General features: G+C 69.2%; 22 protein-coding genes and 3 tRNA genes. 13 read left to right on the top strand and 12 right to left on the bottom strand.

Features of this window, described 5'->3' with window-relative positions:
- Nucleotides 1-3: 3 nt before the first annotated feature.
- The 8 genes from purL to purM all read left to right on the top strand — a co-directional run bounded on the left by purL (nucleotide 4) and on the right by purM (nucleotide 9,615).
- Complete coding sequence (gene purL / locus AOP72_RS11930) at nucleotides 4-2,328, top strand: phosphoribosylformylglycinamidine synthase subunit PurL (protein WP_062137425.1); 2,325 nt, start codon at nucleotides 4-6, stop codon at nucleotides 2,326-2,328.
- A 64-nt stretch (nucleotides 2,329-2,392) separates the two neighbouring features.
- Nucleotides 2,393-2,824, top strand: a complete 432-nt coding sequence (locus tag AOP72_RS11925; RefSeq protein WP_062137422.1) for a sterol carrier family protein — start codon at nucleotides 2,393-2,395, stop codon at nucleotides 2,822-2,824.
- 202 nt (nucleotides 2,825-3,026) lie between these two features.
- Nucleotides 3,027-4,403, top strand: a complete 1,377-nt coding sequence (locus AOP72_RS11920; protein ID WP_062137419.1) for an ABC transporter substrate-binding protein — start codon at nucleotides 3,027-3,029, stop codon at nucleotides 4,401-4,403.
- Between the two features lie 86 nt (nucleotides 4,404-4,489).
- Nucleotides 4,490-5,563 carry a carbohydrate ABC transporter permease gene (locus tag AOP72_RS11915; RefSeq protein ID WP_084631936.1) on the top strand — a complete coding sequence of 358 codons (1,074 nt, stop codon included), beginning with the start codon at nucleotides 4,490-4,492 and terminating at the stop codon, nucleotides 5,561-5,563.
- Entirely contained in the window at nucleotides 5,563-6,510 is a 948-nt protein-coding gene (locus AOP72_RS11910) for a carbohydrate ABC transporter permease (RefSeq protein WP_062137417.1), read from the top strand. The genes AOP72_RS11915 and AOP72_RS11910 overlap by 1 nt, the downstream gene beginning before the upstream one ends.
- 95 nt (nucleotides 6,511-6,605) lie before the next feature.
- Nucleotides 6,606-7,022: a hypothetical protein gene (locus AOP72_RS11905; RefSeq protein WP_152650412.1), complete on the top strand. Its 417-nt coding sequence runs from the start codon at nucleotides 6,606-6,608 to the stop codon at nucleotides 7,020-7,022.
- A complete protein-coding gene (purF, locus tag AOP72_RS11900) occupies nucleotides 7,022-8,497 on the top strand; it encodes an amidophosphoribosyltransferase (protein WP_193746429.1) in 1,476 nt (491 codons plus the stop codon). Before AOP72_RS11905 ends, purF begins: the two co-directional genes overlap by 1 nt.
- Nucleotides 8,494-9,615, top strand: coding sequence for a phosphoribosylformylglycinamidine cyclo-ligase (purM, locus tag AOP72_RS11895; RefSeq protein WP_062137408.1), 1,122 nt, complete (start codon nucleotides 8,494-8,496; stop codon nucleotides 9,613-9,615). The genes purF and purM overlap by 4 nt, the downstream gene beginning before the upstream one ends.
- Nucleotides 9,616-9,750: 135 nt before the next feature.
- On the opposite strand, the gene AOP72_RS11890 is transcribed toward purM, so the two are convergent.
- Together AOP72_RS11890 and AOP72_RS11885 are read right to left on the bottom strand one after the other, a co-directional pair.
- On the bottom strand, nucleotides 9,751-10,653 hold the full coding sequence (locus tag AOP72_RS11890; RefSeq protein ID WP_062137405.1) for a type IV toxin-antitoxin system AbiEi family antitoxin domain-containing protein: 903 nt from the start codon (nucleotides 10,651-10,653) through the stop codon (nucleotides 9,751-9,753).
- 420 nt (nucleotides 10,654-11,073) lie between these two features.
- The gene (locus AOP72_RS11885; RefSeq protein WP_062137403.1) at nucleotides 11,074-11,268 is read right to left on the bottom strand and encodes a DUF3073 family protein; all 195 of its coding nucleotides are present in this window, start codon (nucleotides 11,266-11,268) and stop codon (nucleotides 11,074-11,076) included.
- A 229-nt stretch (nucleotides 11,269-11,497) separates the two neighbouring features.
- Between AOP72_RS11885 and AOP72_RS11880 the strand changes: the two genes are divergently transcribed.
- The 3 genes from AOP72_RS11880 to AOP72_RS11870 all read left to right on the top strand — a co-directional run bounded on the left by AOP72_RS11880 (nucleotide 11,498) and on the right by AOP72_RS11870 (nucleotide 13,342).
- On the top strand, nucleotides 11,498-11,701 hold the full coding sequence (locus AOP72_RS11880; protein ID WP_062138031.1) for a BldC family transcriptional regulator: 204 nt from the start codon (nucleotides 11,498-11,500) through the stop codon (nucleotides 11,699-11,701).
- A 151-nt stretch (nucleotides 11,702-11,852) separates the two neighbouring features.
- Nucleotides 11,853-12,404 (top strand): methylated-DNA--[protein]-cysteine S-methyltransferase, encoded by a 552-nt coding sequence (locus tag AOP72_RS11875; RefSeq protein WP_062137399.1) that lies wholly within the window; start codon nucleotides 11,853-11,855, stop codon nucleotides 12,402-12,404.
- On the top strand, nucleotides 12,401-13,342 hold the full coding sequence (locus AOP72_RS11870; RefSeq protein WP_062137396.1) for a DMT family transporter: 942 nt from the start codon (nucleotides 12,401-12,403) through the stop codon (nucleotides 13,340-13,342). The genes AOP72_RS11875 and AOP72_RS11870 overlap by 4 nt, the downstream gene beginning before the upstream one ends.
- Nucleotides 13,343-13,375: 33 nt before the next feature.
- On the opposite strand, the gene AOP72_RS11865 is transcribed toward AOP72_RS11870, so the two are convergent.
- From AOP72_RS11865 to AOP72_RS11850, 4 genes are all read right to left on the bottom strand, one after another.
- Nucleotides 13,376-13,750: a phage holin family protein gene (locus AOP72_RS11865; RefSeq protein WP_062137394.1), complete on the bottom strand. Its 375-nt coding sequence runs from the start codon at nucleotides 13,748-13,750 to the stop codon at nucleotides 13,376-13,378.
- 140 nt (nucleotides 13,751-13,890) lie between these two features.
- Nucleotides 13,891-13,963: transfer RNA gene (locus tag AOP72_RS11860), tRNA-Phe, on the bottom strand.
- Nucleotides 13,964-14,023: 60 nt separating this feature from the next.
- A tRNA-Asp gene (locus tag AOP72_RS11855) sits at nucleotides 14,024-14,097 on the bottom strand.
- Between the two features lie 62 nt (nucleotides 14,098-14,159).
- Nucleotides 14,160-14,232, bottom strand: a tRNA-Glu gene (locus tag AOP72_RS11850).
- Between the two features lie 136 nt (nucleotides 14,233-14,368).
- Here AOP72_RS11850 and AOP72_RS11845 point away from each other — a divergent pair.
- Nucleotides 14,369-14,722 (top strand): metallopeptidase family protein, encoded by a 354-nt coding sequence (locus tag AOP72_RS11845; protein ID WP_062138028.1) that lies wholly within the window; start codon nucleotides 14,369-14,371, stop codon nucleotides 14,720-14,722.
- A 3-nt stretch (nucleotides 14,723-14,725) separates the two neighbouring features.
- Here AOP72_RS11845 and AOP72_RS11840 read toward each other — a convergent pair whose 3' ends face one another.
- Nucleotides 14,726-14,959: a hypothetical protein gene (locus tag AOP72_RS11840; protein ID WP_152650411.1), complete on the bottom strand. Its 234-nt coding sequence runs from the start codon at nucleotides 14,957-14,959 to the stop codon at nucleotides 14,726-14,728.
- 41 nt (nucleotides 14,960-15,000) lie between these two features.
- On the opposite strand from AOP72_RS11840, the gene AOP72_RS11835 reads away from it, so the two are divergent.
- A complete protein-coding gene (locus AOP72_RS11835) occupies nucleotides 15,001-15,390 on the top strand; it encodes a RidA family protein (RefSeq protein WP_062137388.1) in 390 nt (129 codons plus the stop codon).
- A 20-nt stretch (nucleotides 15,391-15,410) separates the two neighbouring features.
- Here AOP72_RS11835 and AOP72_RS11830 read toward each other — a convergent pair whose 3' ends face one another.
- The 5 genes from AOP72_RS11830 to AOP72_RS11810 all read right to left on the bottom strand — a co-directional run bounded on the left by AOP72_RS11830 (nucleotide 15,411) and on the right by AOP72_RS11810 (nucleotide 20,941).
- A complete protein-coding gene (locus AOP72_RS11830; protein ID WP_062137384.1) occupies nucleotides 15,411-16,598 on the bottom strand; it encodes a kynureninase in 1,188 nt (395 codons plus the stop codon).
- A 4-nt stretch (nucleotides 16,599-16,602) separates the two neighbouring features.
- Nucleotides 16,603-17,595: a UDP-glucose 4-epimerase GalE gene (galE, locus tag AOP72_RS11825; protein ID WP_062137378.1), complete on the bottom strand. Its 993-nt coding sequence runs from the start codon at nucleotides 17,593-17,595 to the stop codon at nucleotides 16,603-16,605.
- An 83-nt stretch (nucleotides 17,596-17,678) separates the two neighbouring features.
- Nucleotides 17,679-18,656 carry a UDP-glucose 4-epimerase GalE gene (gene galE, locus AOP72_RS11820; protein WP_062137375.1) on the bottom strand — a complete coding sequence of 326 codons (978 nt, stop codon included), beginning with the start codon at nucleotides 18,654-18,656 and terminating at the stop codon, nucleotides 17,679-17,681.
- Between the two features lie 28 nt (nucleotides 18,657-18,684).
- Nucleotides 18,685-19,845 (bottom strand): galactokinase, encoded by a 1,161-nt coding sequence (galK, locus tag AOP72_RS11815; RefSeq protein ID WP_062137372.1) that lies wholly within the window; start codon nucleotides 19,843-19,845, stop codon nucleotides 18,685-18,687.
- A gap of 49 nt (nucleotides 19,846-19,894) precedes the next feature.
- Nucleotides 19,895-20,941, bottom strand: coding sequence for a LacI family DNA-binding transcriptional regulator (locus tag AOP72_RS11810; RefSeq protein WP_062137369.1), 1,047 nt, complete (start codon nucleotides 20,939-20,941; stop codon nucleotides 19,895-19,897).
- Nucleotides 20,942-21,028 lie beyond the last annotated feature (87 nt).

Here is a 21,028-nt window from a genome sequence, read left to right as displayed (position 1 = left end):
CTCATGACCGACGCCCCCGTCCGCCAGCCCGATCACGCCCTGGACACCGTGGAGCAGGCCTCCGCGAACCCTGACCAGGAGATGCCGTACGCGGCGCTGGGCCTCAAGCCCGACGAGTACGCGCAGATCGTGGAGCTGCTGGGCCGCCGCCCCACCGCCGCCGAGCTCGCCATGTACTCCGTGATGTGGTCCGAGCACTGCAGCTACAAGTCCTCGAAGATCCACCTCAAGCAGTTCGGCGAGAAGACCACCGAGGCGATGAAGGAACGCCTGATGGTCGGCATGGGCGAGAACGCGGGCGTGGTCGACATCGGCGACGGCTGGGCCGTGACGTTCAAGGTGGAGTCGCACAATCACCCGTCGTACGTCGAGCCCCATCAGGGCGCGGCGACCGGCGTGGGCGGCATCGTGCGCGACATCCTCGCGATGGGCGCGCGCCCCGTCGCCGCCATGGATGAGCTTCGGTTCGGCGAGATCGACCACCCCGACACGGCGCGCGTGGTGCACGGCGTCGTCAGCGGGGTGGGCTCGTATGGCAACTCGCTGGGGCTGCCGAACATCGGCGGCGGCTCGCTGTTCGACTCTGGCTTCCAGGGCAACCCCCTGGTCAACGCGCTGTGCGTCGGTGTGATGAAGCACGAGGACATCCACCTCGCGTCCGCCGAGGGCGTGGGCAACAAGGTGGTGCTGTTCGGCGCCCGCACCGGCGGCGACGGCATCGGCGGGGCGTCGATCCTTGCGTCAGAGACCTTCGAGGACGGCGTGCCCGCCAAGCGGCCCAGCGTCCAGGTGGGCGACCCGTTCATGGAGAAGGTGCTCATCGAGTGCTGCCTCGAGCTGTTCCGCGCGGACGTGGTGCAGGGCATCCAGGACCTGGGCGCCGCGGGCATCTCGTGCGCGACCTCGGAACTCGCCAGCAACGGCTCTGGCGGCATGCACGTGTGGCTCGACGACGTGCTGCTGCGCGATCCGTCGCTGAACGCCGGCGAGATCCTCATGTCCGAGTCGCAGGAGCGCATGATGGCGGTCGTCACGCCGGACAAGCTCGCCCAGTTCATGGAGATCGCCGCCAAGTGGGACATCGAATCCTCCGTGGTGGGAGAGGTCAACGACTCCGGTCGGCTCACCATCGACCACCACGGCCAGCGGATCGTCGACGTGGACCCGCGCACCGTCGCCCACGAGGGCCCCACGTACGACCGTCCCTACGCGCGGCCGGCCTGGATGGACGCACTGCAGGCGGACCACGCGGCCGATGCGCTCGCGTTGCCGTCGTCCGGGGATGACCTCAGGGCCGCCGTACTGACCCTGATGTCCTCGCCCAACCTGGCGGATCGCAGCTGGATCACCGACCAGTACGACCGCTACGTGCAGGGCAACACCGCGCTCGCGCGCCCCGACACCGTCGGCGTGGTGCGGGTGGACGAGGCCACCGGCCGCGGCGTCGCGATCGCGACCCGGTCGAACGACCGGTTCACCAAGCTCGACCCGTACGAGGGTGCGCGTCAGTCCGTGGTCGCGGCGTACCGTGCGGTCGCGATCGCCGGGGCGACGCCCACGGCGATCACCGACGGCCTCAACTTCGGCTCGCCCGAGGACCCGGACGCCATGTGGCAGTTCGTCGAGGCGATCCGCGGCCTGGCCGATGTGTGCGCCGAGCTCGGCGTGCCCGTCACTGGCGGCAACGTGAGCCTCTACAACGGCACCGGCGAGCCCGGGCGCATCGACAGCTCGATCAACCCCACCGCGATCGTGGGGATGCTCGGCATCTTCGACACCGTGGACCGCGCGACCCCGAGTGGATGGCGCAAGGGCGGCCAGCTGCTCTACCTGCTGGGCACCACCGCCGCAGAGCTGGACGGCTCGCGCTTCGCGGAGGCGCTCGGCCACCTGGGTGGGCTGCCGCCCACCATCGACATCGAGGCCGAGAAGGTGCTGGGCGAGGTGATGGTGTCCGCGTCCCGTGACGGCCTCATCGACGCCGCGCGCGAGGTGGGGGACGGCGGCCTTGCCGCAGCCGTCGCTCAGGGCGCGCTGCGCTACGACGTGGGCGCGCGCATCGTCCTCGACGAGATCGTCGAGCGCGACGGCGTCACGCCCGCCGAGGCCCTGTTCTCCGAGAGCCAGGGCCGCGTGCTCGTGGCGCTGCCTCGCGAGGAGGAGGCTCGGCTGGTGGCCATGCTCGAGGCTCGCGGCGTGCCCGCGATCCGGCTGGGCGTGACCGACGACGGCGACGATGCCGTGCTGGACGTGCAGGACCAGTTCTCGCTGCCGCTGGCCGAGCTGCGTCGCGTGTGGGAAGCGCCAGTGCGCGCGCGCTTCGCGTAGGACTCCCGGCTGCAAGCGCATCGGCTCTCCCCTCCGGGTGCCTGCGGCATGGCACGCTGGACGCATGCCTGCTCCGAAGACTCCTCGACGCCGGATCGATCCCCAGGCGGGGCGTGCCGCCCTGCGCCACTGGCGAGCGTCGACGCGTGAGCGCGACCTGCACCAGCCCGGTGCGGCGATCGCCCAGGACGCCGCCCCCACCGTCGACCGCACCACCGTCGCCACTGCCGTGAGGTTCACCCTCGAGGAGCTTGCCTCGCGCGCTCCCGGCCAGGCCCTCGAGGTCCGCGTGCCGCCGTTCGGGGCGACGCAGTGCATCGAAGGCCCGTCCCATCGGCGCGGGACTCCACCGGCGGTCGTGGAGATGAGGCCAGAGGCCTGGCTCGGGCTCGTCACGGGGCGCGTCTCGTGGGCCGATGCGGTCGCGGCCGGCGAGGTCGACGCGTCAGGGGAGCGTTCTGACCTGTCCGCGCACCTGCCCATCGACGCGCTCTGAGGCGATGTCGAAACGTGGGGGAATGTCACGATTCGGTGACCTTCCCCGATGCGCTTGCCGCGAGCGACATCCCTGCATAGTGTGAGAACGCAAGCGCTTACGTCGATGTTCGCGCCTCACGCGGACACGATTCAGCGGTTGGCTTCGGCGGGTCTCTTGAAGACCGTGCCGGAGCTGTACTCAACGAGGAGGAGTGTTGCGCATGAGAAGAAGGATCATCGGACCGGTCGCGGCGATCGCCGCCGCCGGCCTTGTGCTGGCGGGCTGTTCGTCCGACGGCGATGACGAGCCCACTGACGGCGGCACGGCCGGGGGCGACAGCGGCGGCGAGATGATGGCCGGCTGCGAGGACTACGCGACCTACGGCACCCACGAGGGCGCGGAGGTCGAGCTCTACGGCACCATCTCCGCTGTCGAGGCCGACCAGCTCGTGGAGTCGATCGTCCCGTTCGAGGACTGCACGGGAATCGACGTCACCTACAACGGCTCCGACGAGTTCGAGACCGAGATCAACATTCGCGTCGAGGGCGGCAACGCACCCGACCTGGCGATCGTCCCGCAGCCCGGACTGCTGCAGCGCGTGGTGGGCACCGGCTCAGTCGTCGCCGCGCCGGAGGCCGTCGAGGCCAACGTCGACGAGTTCTGGTCCGAGGACTGGAAGAACTACGGCACTGTTGGCACCACGTTCTATGCGGCGCCGCTGATGGCGTCCGTCAAGGGCTGGGTCTGGTACTCGCCCACGGAGTTCGCGGAGGCCGGCTATGAGGTCCCCACGACGTGGGACGAGCTCATGACCCTCACCGAGACCATGGCCGCCGCAGGTGGAGCAGATGACACCTACAAGCCGTGGTGCATCGGATTCGAGTCAGGCACCGCGACCGGCTGGCCGGGAACGGACTGGATCGAGGACCTCGTCCTGCGCCAGCACGGCCCCGAGGCCTACGACGCGTGGGTCGCCGGCGAGCTGGACTTCACGTCGCCCGAGATCACCGAGTCGTTCGAGACGTTCGGCGACATCGCGCTCAACCCGGACTACGTGAACGGTGGACTCGGTGACTCCGCGTCGATCGTCGACACCGCGTTCCAGGAGGCGGGACTCGAGATCCTCAACGGCACCTGCTCGCTGCACCACCAGGCCTCGTTCTACGAGGCGCAGTGGCCCGAGGGCACCGAGGTGGCCGAGGACGGCGACATCTGGGCATTCCTGACGCCCAACGTCAACGCTGATGACCCGGCAGCGGTCACCGGTGGTGGCGAGTTCGTCGCGGCGTTCAACGAGGAGGAGCCCACGCAGGCACTTCAGGCGTTCCTGTCGTCTGACACCTGGGCCAACGAGCGCGTCTCGATCGGTGGCGTGATCTCGGCGAACACGGGTCTGGACCCCGCGAACGCATCGAGTCCGATCGGACAGGCGTCGATCGAGATCCTCCAGGGTGAGGACACGATCTTCCGCTTCGACGCATCGGACCTGATGCCCGCAGAGGTGGGGTCCTCGGCCTTCTGGACGAGCATCAACGACTTCGTCTCGGGCACTCCGCTCGACACGGTGTTGACGGACATCGAGAACGCCTGGCCGTGATCCGGCAGAGGTGAGCTAGACGGCTGGGCCCCGCGCAGTGCGCGGGGCCCAGCCGGACCCTCTCCACGATCTGAAAGGAGTCGGCGATGACGTCGACCGAGGTGCTCCTGTCAGGCCCACGAATTCTCCCCGCGGCAGGACTGGACGGGGATTTCTGGGCGACTCAAAGCGAGAATCTGCTGTTCGGCGCGGTGGCGATCGTGGTCTTCCTGATCATCGTCGTGCTCGTGATGTACGGCGCGGATCTCATCAAGGGCAGGTTCCGGGAGAAGATCACGCTCGTCGTGTTGATCGCTCCGGTGCTGTTCCTCCTGGGCGTCGGATTGATCTGGCCGGCGCTCGACACGACCTGGCTGTCGTTCAACACGGTGACGGATGCACCGGACCCCGACACCGGCATCTACACGACGTCGATGCAGTTCGCGGGGCTCGACAACTATCGCTTCGCGCTCTCCGACTCGAGCACGCTGCGCACGATCCTCAACACCTTCGTGTGGATGATCCTGGTGCCGCTGCTGTCCACGGGGTTCGGTCTCGCCTACGCGGTCTTCATCGACAAGGCCAAGGGCGAGAAGGTCCTCAAGTCCCTGGTGTTCATGCCCATGGCGATCTCGCTGGTGGGCGCCTCGGTCATCTGGGGCAACATCATGTACGACTACCAGCAGGTGGGCGAGCAGACGGGAATGTTGAATGCGCTCCGCTCGCTGGTGGGGCTGGACCCGTACAACTTCCTGGCCGACGACCCGCTGAACACGTTCTGGCTCATCATCATCCTGGTGTGGATCCAGACCGGTTTCGCGATGGTGATCCTCTCCGCCGCGATCAAGGGCGTTCCGGCGGAGCTCAACGAGGCGGCGTCGCTCGACGGCGCCAACGCGTGGCAGAGGTTCCGATCCATCACCATCCCGTCGATCCGCAGCACCATCGTGGTGGTGCTGACCACGATCACGATCATGGCGCTGAAGGTCTACGACATCGTTCGCACGGTGACTCAGGGACGCAACTCCACTGACATCGTCGCCAACCGCATGTACGTGCTCAGCTTCGTCGAGGGCCGTGAGTCCCTGGGTGCGGCGCTCGCGGTGATTCTGTTCGTGTTCGTGGTGCCGATCGTGATCTACAACGTCCGCTCCCTCAACAAGGTGAAGGAGACCCGCTGATGAGCACGTCCATGCAGCCTCCCGTGCAGCAACCGCTCAAGGAGGGCAAGGACCGGGCGGGCAAGGCGACGTCTCGGTCGAAGAAGGCCAAGGAGAATCTGACATCGCCGTGGGCCACCGCTGCGGCGATCGTCATCGCGATGGTCTGGACCATTCCCACCATCGCGCTGTTCATGAACGCGCTGATTCCCGGTGATCGCTATCGCACCGATCCCTGGTGGTCCGTCATGGCCGACGGTGAACTCACGTTCGAGAACTTCAACTACGTGCTGTTCGACTCGTTCGGAGACAGTGCGAGTTCACCGCCACTGCTGGCGAACGTCATGAACTCGATCGTGGTCACGGTCCCGTCGGTCGTGTTCCCGGTGGTCCTGGCCCTGATGGCGGCGTACGCGTTCGCCTGGATCCCGTTCCGCGGCTCGAACTTCCTGTTCGTGCTCATCTTCGCTCTCCAGGTGGTGCCGCTGCAGCTCGCGCTCATTCCGCTGCTGCGCATCCTGGGACCGGAGAACCTCGGACTGGCGGGAGAGTTCGGGGGCGTGTGGATCGCACACACGATCTTCGCGCTGCCGCTGTGCGTGTTCCTGCTGCACAACTTCGTGTCCCATATCCCGCGCGAGGTCCTCGAGGCCGCGCGCGTCGATGGCGCGAGCCACACGCAGGTGTTCTTCCGCATCATCATTCCGCTGTCGCTGCCGGCGATCGCGTCCATCGCGATCTTCCAGTTCCTGTGGGTGTGGAACGACCTGCTCGTCTCCGCGGTGTTCGGAAGCAACAGCACGTACCCGCTGACGTACCCCATCTCGAACCTCGCAGGTGACTACGGCCAGTACGCGTACCTCGTACCGCCGGCGGCGTTCATCTCGATGATCATCCCGCTCATCGTGTTCTTCTCGCTGCAGCGCTACTTCGTCCGTGGCCTGCTCGCGGGATCCACGAAGGGCTGATCGCTCCAGTACGCGACGAGGGGGCCGATGCGCGCGCATCGGCCCCCTTCTCGCGCTGTGACCCGTTCGTGGCGGCCACGGCCTACACTTGGGGCGTGAGCGACGCCCCCCGCCCCCCGGAGCCCGAGGACACGCCCTCGGAGGACGAGCTGAGGCGAATGTCGACGCCCGCGCACGTGCGCCGCGCTCCGCGGTTCCGCCGGGTGATCGGCACGGGCGTGACAGCAGGCTTCGTCGCTGGAGCGCTGTGCGGACTACTCCTTCCCAACTCCACCGGCGTGGGCCGCGGCATGGTCGCGATCCTGGTGGGGCTCGGCTTCGCGCTCATCGGAGGCATGGTGACCGGCCTGATCGCCGTCGGCCTCGACCGCGACACCCCCCGCTATCTCAAGACGGCGCCGTCAGCGGCCTGGCCGCCGCCCTCCCCAGGCGACTCTGCCGTGGGCCCCGACCCCGCATCGGCCGCCGGAGACGACGCCACCCCCTCGACCCCGGATGAGGAGCGACGCTGATGCCCCGTGGAGACGGACGGCTGAATCACGACCTGCTCCCAGGCGAGAAGGGTCCGCAGGACGCGTGCGGCGTCTTCGGAATCTACGCACCCGAGGAGGAGGTCGCGAAGCTCACGTACTTCGGCCTCTACGCGCTGCAGCACCGCGGCCAGGAGTCGGCAGGAATCGCGACCTCGATGGGTGACAAGATCCTGGTCTACAAGGACATGGGTCTGGTGTCGCAGGTGTTCGACGAGCGGGCGCTCGAGGCGCTCCAGGGCCACCTCGCCATTGGACACGCGCGCTACTCGACCACCGGCGCCTCGGTATGGGCGAACGCTCAGCCCACGCTCGGCCCCACGCGCGCTGGCACCGTCGCGCTGGGTCACAACGGCAACCTGACGAACACCCCCGAACTGCTGGAACTGGTGGAGGAGAGGCTCGGCAGCGAACGTCACGACGCGATTCGTGCGGCAGGCTTCACCGACACCTCGATCGTCACCGCCCTGCTCGGCTGGGACCGCTACGACACGCTTGCAGAAGCCGCGCTTGAGCTCATGCCGCACCTCGCCGGCGCGTTCTCGCTGGTGTTCATGGACGAGACCACGCTCTACGCCGCCCGCGACCCCCAGGGCGTGCGCCCGCTCGTGCTGGGCAGGCTCGCCTCGGGCGGCTACGTGGTGGCCTCGGAGACGGCCGCTCTCGACATCGTGGGCGCCACCTGGGAGCGCGAGGTCGAGCCGGGGGAGTTTCTCACCATCGACGGCGACGGCGTGCACTCGCAGCGCTTCGCCGAGGCGCGACCCAAGGGATGCGTCTTCGAGTACGTGTACCTCGCGCGTCCCGACACCTCGATCGCTGGGCGGTCGGTGCACGCCGCGCGCGTCGAGATGGGACGCCGGCTGGCGCGCGAGCACCCCGTCGAGGCGGACATGGTGATGCCGACGCCCGAGTCGGGCACGCCCGCCGCCGTGGGGTACGCGCAGGAGTCGGGCATCCCGTTCGGCCAGGGCCTCACGAAGAACGCCTACGTGGGCCGCACCTTCATCCAGCCGTCCCAGACACTGCGGAAGCTCGGGATCCGTCTCAAGCTCAACCCGCTGCGCGAGCAGATCGCGGGCAAGCGTCTCGTGGTGGTCGACGACTCGATCGTGCGCGGCAACACCCAGAGCGCCATCGTGCAGATGCTGCGCGAGGCCGGCGCGGCGGAGGTGCACGTGCGAATCTCTTCGCCGCCGGTCACCTGGCCGTGCTTCTACGGCATCGACTTCGCCACTCGGGACGAGCTTGCCGCCGTGGGTCACACCGTGGACGAGATCCGCGACCAGCTCGGTGCCGACTCCCTGGGCTACATCTCGTCACAGTCGATGATCGAGGCCACCGAGCAGCCGCGCGACCGGCTGTGCACGGCCTGCTTCACGGGCGAGTACCCCATCGAGCCGCCCGCTGATGCCCGCCACCTGCTCGCCCCTCAGCCCGTGGAGGTTGCTCCGTGACTCGCTCAGCGCCCGCATCGGCCCCGCTCACGTACGCGGAGTCCGGCGTCGACACCGAGGCCGGTGACAAGGCCGTCGAGCTCATGAAGGAGGCCGTGGCGCGGACCCACGGACCCGAGGTGCTGGGCGGCGTGGGCGGTTTCGCCGGGCTGTTCGACGCCTCGGCGCTCAAGGACTACCGTCGGCCGTTGCTCGCGTCGTCCACTGACGGGGTGGGCACCAAGATCGTCATCGCTCGGCAGATGGACGTGCACGACACCATCGGCCAGGACCTGGTCGCCATGGTCGTGGACGACATCGTGGTGTGCGGCGCGACGCCCCTGGTCATGACGGACTACATCGCCTGCGGCAAGGTCGTGCCCGAGCGCATCGCCGACATCGTGCGCGGGATCGCTCTCGGCTGCGAGATGGCCGGCACTGCGCTGGTGGGCGGCGAGACGGCCGAGCACCCCGGCGTCATGGACCCCGAGGACTACGACGTCGCTGGCGCGGCCATCGGCGTCGTCGAGGCCGATGCGCTGCTGGGCGCCGAGCGCGTGCGTGAAGGCGACGTGGTCGTGGCGATGGCGTCTTCCGGACTGCATTCGAACGGCTACTCCCTGGTGCGGCGGGTCGCGTCTCACGCGGGCTGGTCGCTCGACGACCACATGGACGACCTGGGCCGCACGGTGGGCGAGGAGCTGCTCGAGCCCACCCGCATCTACGCGCAGCTGTGCGTGGACCTCGCGGCATCGACTCCCGGCCTGCGGGCCTTCTCGCACGTGACCGGTGGTGGCCTCGCTGCCAACGTTGCACGCGTGCTCCCACGCGGCATGGCCGCGACGGTCGCGCGCGACGCCTGGGATCTGCCCGCAGTGTTCTCTCTGGTGCAATCCGCCGGATCAGTGCCGTGGAACGACCTCGAGGCCACACTCAACATGGGCGTCGGGATGGTGGCGATCGTCGCCCCTGACGAGGCCGACTCCCTGGTCGCCGCATCGGCCGCCGCCGGAGTGCCCGCGTGGGCCCTGGGCGAGATCGTCGCGGACGACGGCCGCGTGACGGGCCCCGACACCGTCCGCGGCGCCAAGGGCGTCGACGGTGGTGCAGTGCTCCTCAGCGGCGCCTACCGGGCCTGAGCGCTCCTCTCCACGTCTGACCCCGACCCGCCGCCCCGGCGCGTGCACGAGACGCGGACGAACTGAGCCCGCGCATCGGCCACCAGGCACGGCGCCCCGCACACCACTCGGATGGTCCGAGTCTCATGCACGGCACTACTGGAGCCTCCCGCGGCGATCTCGCACCCATGGTGTCCACTGCGGACCATCCCGCGTCGCCAGCGGTGCGAGTCCGCGCCGCCTCCGCGCCGTGGTGACGGCCCGCGTGACCAGTGCGATGACGCCGTCGAGGTCGCGTTCGACGTCCTCACGGGTGAACCTCAGCGCCATCAGCCCCCCGACCTGCGCCACCCGGTCGCGCCGTCGGTCCTCCCAGAACGCGCGCTCGTTCATGTGGTAGGTCTTGCCATCGACCTCGACGATCACCGCATCGTCCACCAGGAAGTCCACGCGACCCACGCCGGACACCTGGACCTGAGTGCGCACCGGGAGTCCGACTTCGCGCATGGCCACGCGCACGAACGTCTCGGGCGGCGACTGGCACTCGGCGTCGCAGTGGCGTCGGAGCCAGGCGGCGCGGGTCGACGCCGTGACCGTGAGCCGGTCGAGGTCGCGTGGGGAGATGAGCCCGCGATTGAGTGCGGCGTCGATGGCGGCGAGCTGATCGATGTCGGCAAGGCACAGGCACGCCACGTCGATGGCTCCGAGGACGGTGCCCGCGTCGGTGATCGGGCCCGCGTACCAGTGCAGTCGCAGATCGCGCGACGATCGGCCATGGTTGCTCGATGCGGGTATCGCCAGGTGGAGCCGCGAGTCGACGGTGCGATGAGGCAGCCCGTGCGCGGCGAGCGCGGTGATGCAGGTGCGGGTGCCACGGTGGACGGCCTCCGCGCGCGCGAGCCGCGATGCGATGGGGAGTGCGTAGACCCCCGTGGCGATCCGGAAGACGTCGCCGCTCGCGACAGCGGCCGCAAGCGCACGGCGGGCCACCCCCGACGAGGCGAGCTCCGCGTACGTGGCGACGCCTCCCCGTTGCTCGCACGCCGCGACCGGATCCATGGTCGCTACTGTGGCGCAGCCGGACCGCGGGTGGGCGTTGTCCACAGCCTGGGTTCTTGGCTGCCGTGAGCACCGGACGCGGATCAACTGAGCGGCGTCCGCGCGAGCGGTGCTCAAGTGCCGCGTGCGGGCTCGGATGGTCCGAGCGTCATGGACAGCGGCGGCCGCAATGGTTCAGTCGTGACCGACCGACAGGCTCGTTTGCCCGTTGCGGCGGATCATTACCGGGGGAGGCGCGCCCCGGTCCAAGACGAGCCTGTCCGTTGGTCGAGGGGGCACGGTCCGCCGTGAGAACGCGCATCGGCCGATGCGGAGGGGGCGGGCCAAGTCCGCGGGGGACGGCAGGGCCGATGCGGACGCGGCGCCTGAGAGTGCGACGCTACGGACGTTCCAGGGCGCGTGGGGTGATGAGGGCGCGGGTCAGCGCTCGTCGTCGTCCGCCCACTTGTCGTAGGGGTCCTCTGACTCGTCGGGCTCGGGCGCGGTCGGTGGTGCGGGCTCGGGAGCCCCCGAGATCAGTTCGCGTTCGAGGTCGCGCAGGTCCAGACCGTGGTTCGAGTACTTGAGCTGACGCGCGATCTTCGCGTCCTTTGCCTTCTGACGGCCGCGCCCCATGTCGCCGTCCCTTCTGCGAGTCTTCGCGGGCGCACGTGAATCGCGGGCCCTGCCGCTTGAGTTCTGACACGTACTTTACAACGCTCACGGACATGGGTGCGAGTCCGCCCAGAGTGGAGCGAACAGGAAATCTTACGCAAACGTCGTCATAATTAAGAACGAGGCATGTCTCATGGGTCACGGAGGACCCGTGATGGTCCAATTCTCGAACTGAGGGAAGTTAGTGATGATGGCTGACACTGTCCAAGAGCCGGAGAAGTTGCTTACGCCGAGCGAAGTCGCCGCGATCTTTCGGGTCGACCCGAAGACCGTGACGCGATGGGCGAAGGTGGGCAAGCTCTCCTCTATTCGCACCTTGGGGGGCCACCGCCGCTTCCGCGAGGCCGAGGTTCACGCCCTCCTCGCAGACGCGCAGGAGCAGCGCCGCCCGTAGCGATCGACATCGATGCGGCCCTCGCCCTCCGGGGCGGGGGCCGTTTGTCGTCTCCGGACGCCGACGTGGTCCTGGTCGCCGGCACCGCTGCATCGCGGACGGTGCCACTCGCGCTGGCACTGGCCCAGCCGTCCGGGCGTAGCCTGTCGCCATGACCGTCCACCCCCTCGCCGCCGCTGGCTTCGACACGCCCTTCGGCGAGCTCCATGTCGTGGTGAGTCCTGAGGACTCGGTGGTGCGCGCCGCGGGATTCCGGCCGCTGCGGGACGTCGCGGCGGCGCTGCCCGGCACCCTCGCGGCGCGCGGCTGGGAGGTCGGCGAGATGCCTCACGTCGAGAGTGCCGTGGCCGCGTGGCTGGACGGTGACGCGGATGCCGTCACCACCGTCGCAGTGGACCAGCCCGGTGGCCCCTTCTTCCAGGAGGTATGGGCAGTGCTGCGCTCGGTCCCGGGGGGCGAGGTGGTCTCCTACCAGGAGCTGGCGCAGATGGCGGGCCGGCCGCGAGCGATGCGCGCGGTGGGGACGGCCTGCGCGCGCAATGGCATCGCGCCGTTCGTTCCGTGCCACCGGGTGATCCAGTCGGGCGGGCGGCTGGGAAACTACGGCTTCGGCGGTACGTCGGTCAAGGCGGCCATGCTCGAGCACGAGGGCTTCCGGGTCGCGTCTCATTCGCCCGACGCCTCAGTGACGGTCGCCCGGTGAGCCACGCCGCTGACGTCCCTCTGAAGGCCTGGCTGCCGTACTTCCTCGGCGTCTCCGCCGCGTGGGGATCGAGCTTCCTGTTCATCGAGGTGGCGCTCGGCGAGTTCCAGCCCATTCAGGTCGCTCTGGGTCGGCTCGTCTGCGGGGCAGCGGTACTGATCGTGCTGGCCGTGACCATGCGCGCCGTGCCGCGTCTGACGTGGCGGATGGCGGGCGCGCTGCTGGCGGTCGGCGTCTTCATGTCCGGTCTGCCATTCGTCCTGATCCCCCTCGCCCAGCAGCACGTCACGTCGATCCTGGCGAGCCTGCTCAACGCCACCACCCCGCTGTGGACCGCGCTGTTCGTCGCGCTGCTGATTCCGACCGAGCGCGTGCATCGCGCGCAGCTCGTGGGCCTCGTCATCGGTGCACTTGGCATCGCCGTGCTGTTGGGCGCGTGGCGCATCGATGACTTCCCGGCGCTGGGCGCCGCCTTCATGCTGGGAGCGACCGCGTGCTACGGCATCGGCTCGACGCTGTCGCGCGTGCTGCTGAACCGCATTCAAGCGTCGCCGGTGGGGTTGTCAGCGGTGCAGATCACGCTGTCCATGCTCATCATCGCGCCGGTCGCGCTCGCGACCCCGGCGCCCGGCCCGGCGGCGTTCGAACTCAGCTCTACCGCCATGTGGTCGCTCGTCGCGCTGGGCGTCACGGGCACGTCGTTCGCCTACGTGTGGTTCTGGAAGATCGTGAAGGCGGCGGGCGCGACGACCGCAGCATCAGTGACCTATGCGGTCCCGGTGATCGCGACGGCGCTGGGCATCCTCGTGCTGGGCGAGCAGCTGCACTGGTACGAGCCCGTGGGCGCGGTCGTGGTGATGACCGGGGTGTGGCTCGCGCAGCGCAGGCCACGGCCTCGTCCAGAGGTCGTCCAGGAACTCACGGGCTCCGCAGTCTGACGCCAGCGGGCGTGGCCCGGCGCGGCGGAGAGCCTACAACTGCTTCTTGATCCGCTCGATCGAGGCGGTGGGCATGAGGTCCTTGTTCTTCTTGATCTTGCTCGCGCCCGCCGCGCCGAAGATCACGATGATCACGAGCAGGATGCCGGCGACCACGAGCGCAGCGGCCCAGGGCTCGAGGATGAGCGCGAAGGCGAGGACGGCCGCGGCGATGAGGACCATCAGCATGAAGAAGCCGAGGGCGGCGGCGATCGCGAGGAACGCTGCGCCGATGCCGAGCTGGCGGCTCTTGTACTTGATCTCGACCTTGGTGACCTCAACCTCGGTCTTGATGGTCGCGATCCACTTGCCGGCGACAGCGCCGAGGATCGCGTTGATGACCATTTTCCCGAGCTTCGAGTCAGCCATGAGTGCTCCTTTGATTGCTTGACACCTAGTACACCGCCTATCGGCACACCAGCGCAAACGCACGAGCGGGCCCAGACCTTCCGTCGCAGCGGCCCGGACATGCAGAAAGCCCCCGCCGTGAGGCGAGGGCTTTCGGGAAGTGGCTCCGACCGGCGTCGATCCGGTGACCTTTCGATTTTCAGTCGAACGCTCTACCAACTGAGCTACAGAGCCTTGGGGCGTCACCCCAACCTAAGCACAATGCCCCTTGCGAACAAGGGGCATTGCCGCTCGCGACCCTGACGGGACTTGAACCCGCGACCTCCGCCGTGACAGGGCGGCGCGCTAACCAACTGCGCTACAGGGCCTCGTGACCCTCATGCGAGCATGAGGACCGTATGAAGTGTAGACCATCCTTACGGGAGAGTCGTACCCCCAACGGGATTCGAACCCGTGCTACCGCCGTGAAAGGGCGGCGTCCTAGGCCGCTAGACGATGAGGGCGCCGTCTGACGCGCGATGCTGCCGTGCGTCAAGGACGGTGCCCATGCTACGGCCGGCGGGTGCGAATCGCCAAGTCGCCTCGGCCGACGGCTCAAGGCGGCCGATGCTCGAGCGGGGCTGAGCGAGAATGGTCGGCATGGTCGAGATGTCGCGCGAGGAGTTCGAGTCCGCGGTCGACGACGCTCTGGACATGATCCCCGAACGGCTGCTCGACATGGTCGACAACGTGGTCATCCTGGTCGAGGACGAGCCAGAGGGCGACGACCCCGATCTGCTGGGCCTGTACGACGGGGTCGCACTCACCGATCGCGGCTCCGAGTGGGGCCTCGGCGAGCTCCCCGACCGGATCTTCATCTTCCGCAACCCGACGCTGCGTGTGTGCGAGGACGCCGATCATGTCCGCGAGGAAGTGGCGGTGACTGTCGTGCACGAGATCGCTCACCACTTCGGCATCGACGACGACCGCCTGCACGAGCTCGGTTGGAGCTGAGCGCTACTCGGCGTCCTGCTCGACGTCGACGAGCGTCCATCCCTGGCGCTGCAGGTCGAAGACGAACTTCTGGACCACCGCCTGCGACTCCTCCTCGTTCTCGCACTGCTCGTACGCGACGTGCGGGGGGCGCTCCGGCGCGGCCGTGTCGGTGGTGGTGACCACCACGGTCGCGTCGTTGTCCTCGAGGTGAAAGACCTTCACCGCGGTGTCCTTGGTCATGCTGAACGGTTCCATGCGGCCAGCGTACGGCCGCCGGTCGGCTCTACAGTGTGCCCATGAGGGTCATCCACGGCTCCGAGGGGCCTTTCGAAGAGATCTACGGCTACTCCCGTGCGGTGCGGGTGGGCCAGCATGTCGCCGTGGCCGGCACGTGCGCCCGTGACGACGCCCTGGTGGGCGACGCCTACGCTCAAGCAGCCGATGCGCTGCGCACCATCGAGCGCGCGCTCGCCGAGGTGGGCGCGTCTCTCGCGGACGTGGTGCGGACCGTCGCCTACGTGACCGACATCCGCGACATGGAGAAGGTGGCCGCCGCGCATCGGGCCGTATTCGAGCACGTCCGTCCGGCCGCCACGCTGGTCGAGGTGAGCCGGCTCGCACACCCTCGCTACCTGGTCGAGATCCAGGCCGATGCGATCGTCACCGACGCGGCGGACTCGGCCTGAATCTGCACTCCTGAGAACCTTCAGACAAGGGCGCTCGCGAGAGCACGCACCCCGCGCTCGACCTCGGCGAACGAGGTGCTGAGCGGCGAGAGCCCGACTCGCACGCCGCTGGGATGGCGAAAGTCGGGAATCACTCCCTCCCCCCACAGCTGCTCGACGGCCCGGCGCGCATGCGGGTGGTCGACAGTGATGTGGCCGCCGCGGCGCATGGGGTCACGGGGCGAGGCCAGACGTGCGTCGGGGATCAGGTCGTCGACGAGGGCGATCGCGTAGGAGGTGAGCGCGACCGACTTCGCCCTGATCGCTCCGATGCCTGCTCGCTCGATCAGCGACAGCATGTCGGCGAGCGGCAGCATGCCGACGATGGGCGGGGTTCCGCTCACAAGTCGCCGGATGCCGGGCGCCGGCGAGTATTCGGTGGCCATCGCGAACGGCTCGCGGGCTCCGAGCCAGCCGGGAATGGGGTTGCGGAGCTGGCCGTGGTGCCGCGCCGCGACATACGCCCACGCCGGAGCTCCTGGCCCTCCGTTCAGGTACTTGTACGAGCACCCGACTGCCATGTCGACGCCCCACTCATCGAGCTCGAGAGGAACCGAGCCGACCGCGTGCGAACAGTCCCAGATCATGAGGCCACCGGCCGCCTGCACCACGGCGGTCACCGCGGCCATGTCCGCCCACCAGCCGCTGCGGTACGAGACGCCGCTGACGAGGGCCGCGATCGTCCGCGCGCTCAGGTGCTCCTGGACGAGCTCGGGCGTCGCCCCCGCATCGGCCGGCGCGTCGATCCAGCGGATCGTGAGGTCGTGGTCGTCTGCGAGACGCTCCACGATGAACCGGTCGGTGGGGAACTCGTCGCGCATGATGACGAGTTCGTCCCGGCCGGGCCGAGCGTCGATGGCGGCCCGCAGCAGCTTGAAGATCAGCACCGTCGTCGAGTCGGCCACGACCGTCTGACCGGACCCGGCGCCCAGGCAGACCGCACCGATGCGGTTGCCGAGCTCTTCAGCGCGCGCCAGCCATCCCTCGTCCCAGCCCCGGATGAGCCTCGCGCCCCAGCTCTCGCGCACGAACGCTGGCACCGTCTCCGCCGTGGCGAGCAGAGGGCGCCCGAGCGAGTTTCCATCGAGGTAGGCGACGAGGTCATCGCCCGGCACGAACTCGTCGAGATAGCGCTCGAGCGGGTCGGCAGGTGCCGAAGGCGCAGTCACGCCGTCAGCCTAGTGCGGCGCCACCGGAGGCTGGGTGCGCTTCCCACGCTGAGGCGACCATCTCGTGCACGGTGTGCCGCATCTTCCAGTCGAGATCGTGTGAGGCGCGCCTGCCGGAGGCCACGATGCGCGCCGGGTCGCCAGGCCGCCGTCCGGTGAGCACCGGTGCGACGTCCGCGCCCGCAGTCTCGATGCACGCGCCCACGATCTCGCGCACCGACGTGCCCGTGCCGGAGCCGAGGTTGTAGGTGGAGCGCAGGTCCTCGCCCGCATCCATGGCCTGGGCTGCGACCACGTGCGCTGCGGCGACGTCCGCGACGTGCACGTAGTCACGGACGCACGTGCCATCGGGAGTGTCGTAGTCCGTGCCGAAGATGCGCGGCGCGTCGCCGCGAGACAGCGCCTCCATCACCAGAGGGAAGAGGTGGTGGGGTGACGAGTCGTACACGCCCGGCACGCTGGAGCCCACGACGTTGAAGTAGCGCAGGGCGGTGTGGCGCAGCGGTGATCCTGCCGAGCGACGCGCGGCCGCCTGCTCCACGATGGCTCGCTCAGCGGCGAGTGTGGAGGACCCGTAGGGCGACTCGGGATGGGTGGGGGTCTCCTCAGTGACGAGATCCACGTCAGGGGTGCCGTACACGGCCGCGGTGGAGGAGAACACGATGCGGTCGATGCCGAGGTCCTGCATCGCGCCCAGCACGGACAGGGTGCCGTCGAGGTTCTGCCGCCAGGTGTGAAGCGGGCGCTTGACGGACTCTCCGGCGTCCGTGAACGCTGCGAGGTGCACCACTCCTGTGATGGCGTTCTCCTCCATCACGTCGCGCACGTCATCCTGGTCGGTCACCGACACCCAGCCGAGCGGGACGGTATCGGGAAGGAACCCGCGTCGCCCCCTCGAGAGGTTGTCGAGCGCCACCACGTCGAGGCCCGCGTCGACCATCGCGTGGGCCACGTGGGCGCCGAGGTATCCCGCTCCGCCTGTCACCAACCACGTCATGCGGTCACTGTATGCGGGCTCGCGGGCGAGTGCGCGGCGGCCGCGCGGGGACCCCGCGGTCCGCGCGCCTCAGACCTGCAGCATCACTCCGATGCGGGCGCCGCCGCCCAGGCGCTCGACGCCATCTCGTGGATGGTGTGAGACATCTTCCACTCGATGTCGTCGCCCGCGAGCTCTCCGGTGGCGACGATGCGTGCGGGGTCGCCAGGCCGCCGGCGCTTGACCACCGGGTCGAGGTCCGATCCAGCGGCCTCGAGCAGGCTTCCCACGATCTCCCTCACCGACGTGCCATCGCCCGAGCCCAGGTTGTACACGGGCGCGAGCGGCCTGCCCGCGTCGAGCATCCGAGCCGCCGCAACGTGCGAGTGTGCGAGGTCCTCGACGTGCACGTAGTCGCGCACGCAGGTGCCGTCCTCCGTGTCGTAGTCGTCGCCGAAGATCAGGGGAGGCTGGCCCGCCTTGATGGCGCGGATCACCTTGGGGAACAGGTTGTGAGGCGACGCGTCGTACACCTCGGTGGTGCCGGATCCCACCACGTTGAAGTACCGCAGGCTGGTCGCCCGCAGTGGTGCATCGGAGGCCGCGGTGGCGCGCACCTGGTCGCGGATGAGCCATTCCGCGACGAGCTTGGACTCGCCGTAGGGCGACTCCGGCATGGTCGCGGTGTCCTCGGTGACCACGGGCTGAGAGGGGGTGCCGTAGACGCCCGCCGACGAGGAGAAGACCAGCTGGGTGACGCCCGCATCGGCCATCGCGTCGAGGAGCGTGCCCGTGCCCTCCACGTTCTGCCGGTACGTGTGAACGGGGTGCTTCACGGACTCGCCCGCGTACTTGTAGCCGGCGCAGTGGATGACGCCGCGGACGTCGTGCTCGCGCAGCGCCGCCGTGACGGTCGCGGTGTCGAGCACGGACCCGCGCACGAACGGCACGCCGGCCGGAACGAATCGCTCGAAGCCGCTCGACAGGTCGTCGAGCACCACGGGGTCGATCCCTGCCGAGGCGAGGGCGCGCACCACGTGCGCTCCGATGTATCCGGCTCCTCCGGTGACCATCCAGGCCATGGTGACTCCTTCAGTCTCGATCGGTGGGTCAGGCGTCGCGGCGCGCGCCCTGTGACGGGGTGACGGTGAAGAGGTGGGGCTCCCGCATGCCTGCGGCCGCCAGCGCTGCGGTGACGGCGGCCTCGATGCTTGCCCGCGCATCGGCCGGAACCACGGCGATGGACGACCCGCCGAACCCGCCCCCGGTCATGCGCGCACCGATGGCGCCGTGGGCGACGGCCGTGGCGCAGGCCAGGTCGATCTCGGGCACGGTGATCGCGAAGTCGTCCCGCATGGAGGCCTGAGACGCGTCCAGCAGAGCGCCGATCGCCCGCGGCCCGCCCTCGTCGAGCGTGCGGACCGTCGCGACCACCCGGGCGTTCTCGGTGACGATGTGGCGCACCCGGCGGTAGGTCTCGTCGTCCAGGACGTCCGATGCGCGGGCCAGGTCGTCCTCCGACAGTTCGCGCAGGGTGGCGACCCCCATCGCGGCTGCGCCCTTCTCGCATGAGTCGCGGCGATCGCGGTAGCCGCCGGTGGCGTGCTCGTGCTCCACACGAGAGTCCATGACGAGGATCTCGAGGCCCTCCTCGCGCAGGTGGAGCGCCACGGGCTCTGCCCCCTCGGAGTCACAGTCGAGGAAGACGGCGTGGTCCTCGCGACCCAGCATCGAGGCTGCCTGATCCAGCAGCCCGGTGGGTGCGCCCACGGCCTTGTTCTCGGCGATGCGGCCGATGCGCGCGAGGGCGAGCGGCGACAGGTCCAGCTCCCACAGGTCGTTGAAGGCCACGGCGACGGCGCACTCGATGGCGGCCGAGGACGACAGCCCCGCGCCCACCGGCACGCGCGAGTCGATGAGGATGTCGAGACCGGGCGCGGTCGAGAGGTCGTGACCCTCGTCTGCCAGGGCCCACGCGACGCCGAGCACGTAGGCGCTCCACCCGGCCATGGCCTGCGGCGTGAGATCGTCGATCGTGAGCGAGACCTCGTCGTCCGTGAAGGTCGAGCGCACCCGCAGCACGCGGTCGTCCCGGAGGCCGACGGCGGCGACCGTGCGGCGATCGATCGCGAAAGGGAGCACGTAGCCGTGGTTGTAGTCGGTGTGCTCGCCGATGAGGTTCACGCGGCCGGGTGCGGACCACGCCCCGTCTGGGCGGCGTCCGAAGCCCTGCGCGAAGGCGTGCTCCGTGGCGGTGACCTGTGCGGGCATGTCTGTACTCCTCGTAGTGTCGCGGTCGTGGGGGTGGTGGTGGCGCGAGTCAGGGGCGACGCCGCGGGGGCGCCGTCGACCTTCTCACGATGAGCTCGGTGGGGATGAGAGTGAGCGCGTCGCGCGCGGGCGCCTCGCCTGCCATCTGCGTCAGCAGGGAGGCGACCAGTTCCTTGCCGATGGCTCCGAAGTCCTGCCGCACCGTCGTCAGCGGAGGCCAGAGGTACGTCGCCAGGGGCACGTCGTCGAATCCGACGATCGAGACGTCATCAGGCACCCTGACTCCCTGCTCGTGCAGTGCAAGGTAGAGGCCCGCGGCCATCTCGTCATTGGAGCTGAAGACGGCGGTGATCGACGGGTCGTCCGCCACGGCTCGCCCGGCGGCGTAGCCGGACTCCGCTGTCCAGTCTCCCTGCAACGGCGCTGGAATGGGACGGTCATGGGCCGCCAGGGTATCCGCCCATGCCCGGCGCCGCGTCCCCGCCGGGACCGAGTCCTGGGGGCCGGCGAGCAGGTGCACGGTCTGGTGGCCGAGCGACAGCAGATGCTCGACCGCGCGGCGCGTTCCGGAGATCTGGTCCGATCCGACCGACGGCAATTGGCCCATGAACTGTGAATCGGACACGACGACCGGGAGATCTGCCGGCAGCGCGAGGTCTGCAGTGCGCTCCAGCTCGGCGCGAATGATGATGAGGCCGTCGATGGCCTGGTGCGACAGTCGCGTGGCCGCGGCCGTCACCTCGTCGGTGGATGGTGACTCGACGTCCACCAGCGTGACCGTGTGGCGCGCTTGGTGTGCTGCCGTGACGATCGCGTCCACGGTGCGCGACTCTCCGGTGCGGGCGAGCTTGTGCACGATGATGCCCAGCGTGTCGAAGGTGCCGTTGCGGAGCGCTCGAGCCGCAGAGTTCGGCGAGTATCCCAGGGTGTTCATGGCGTCCAGCACGCGCTGACGCGTGGCGGGAAGCACCGACTCCGATCCGTTGGCCACGCGGGACACCGTCTGGCCGGACACCCCGGCGAGTCTCGCCACGTCCGCCTGCGAGGGCGCGATTCGCACGCGCGGTGCGCTGGCGCCAGGAGGCAAGGTGCTCATGGGGCGAGTCTAGGGACGGCCGTCGATGTCGCGCGTCGTGCTCGCAATCGTGCGCAGCGGCGGAGAGCCCGTGCGCCGCCTGTTCCA

It is taken from the genome of Demequina aestuarii, from assembly GCF_000975095.1.
In the GTDB taxonomy this organism is placed as follows: domain Bacteria; phylum Actinomycetota; class Actinomycetes; order Actinomycetales; family Demequinaceae; genus Demequina; species Demequina aestuarii.
The sequence above is the reverse complement of the archived record's forward strand: the minus strand, read 5'-3'. Positions and strand labels throughout refer to the sequence as shown.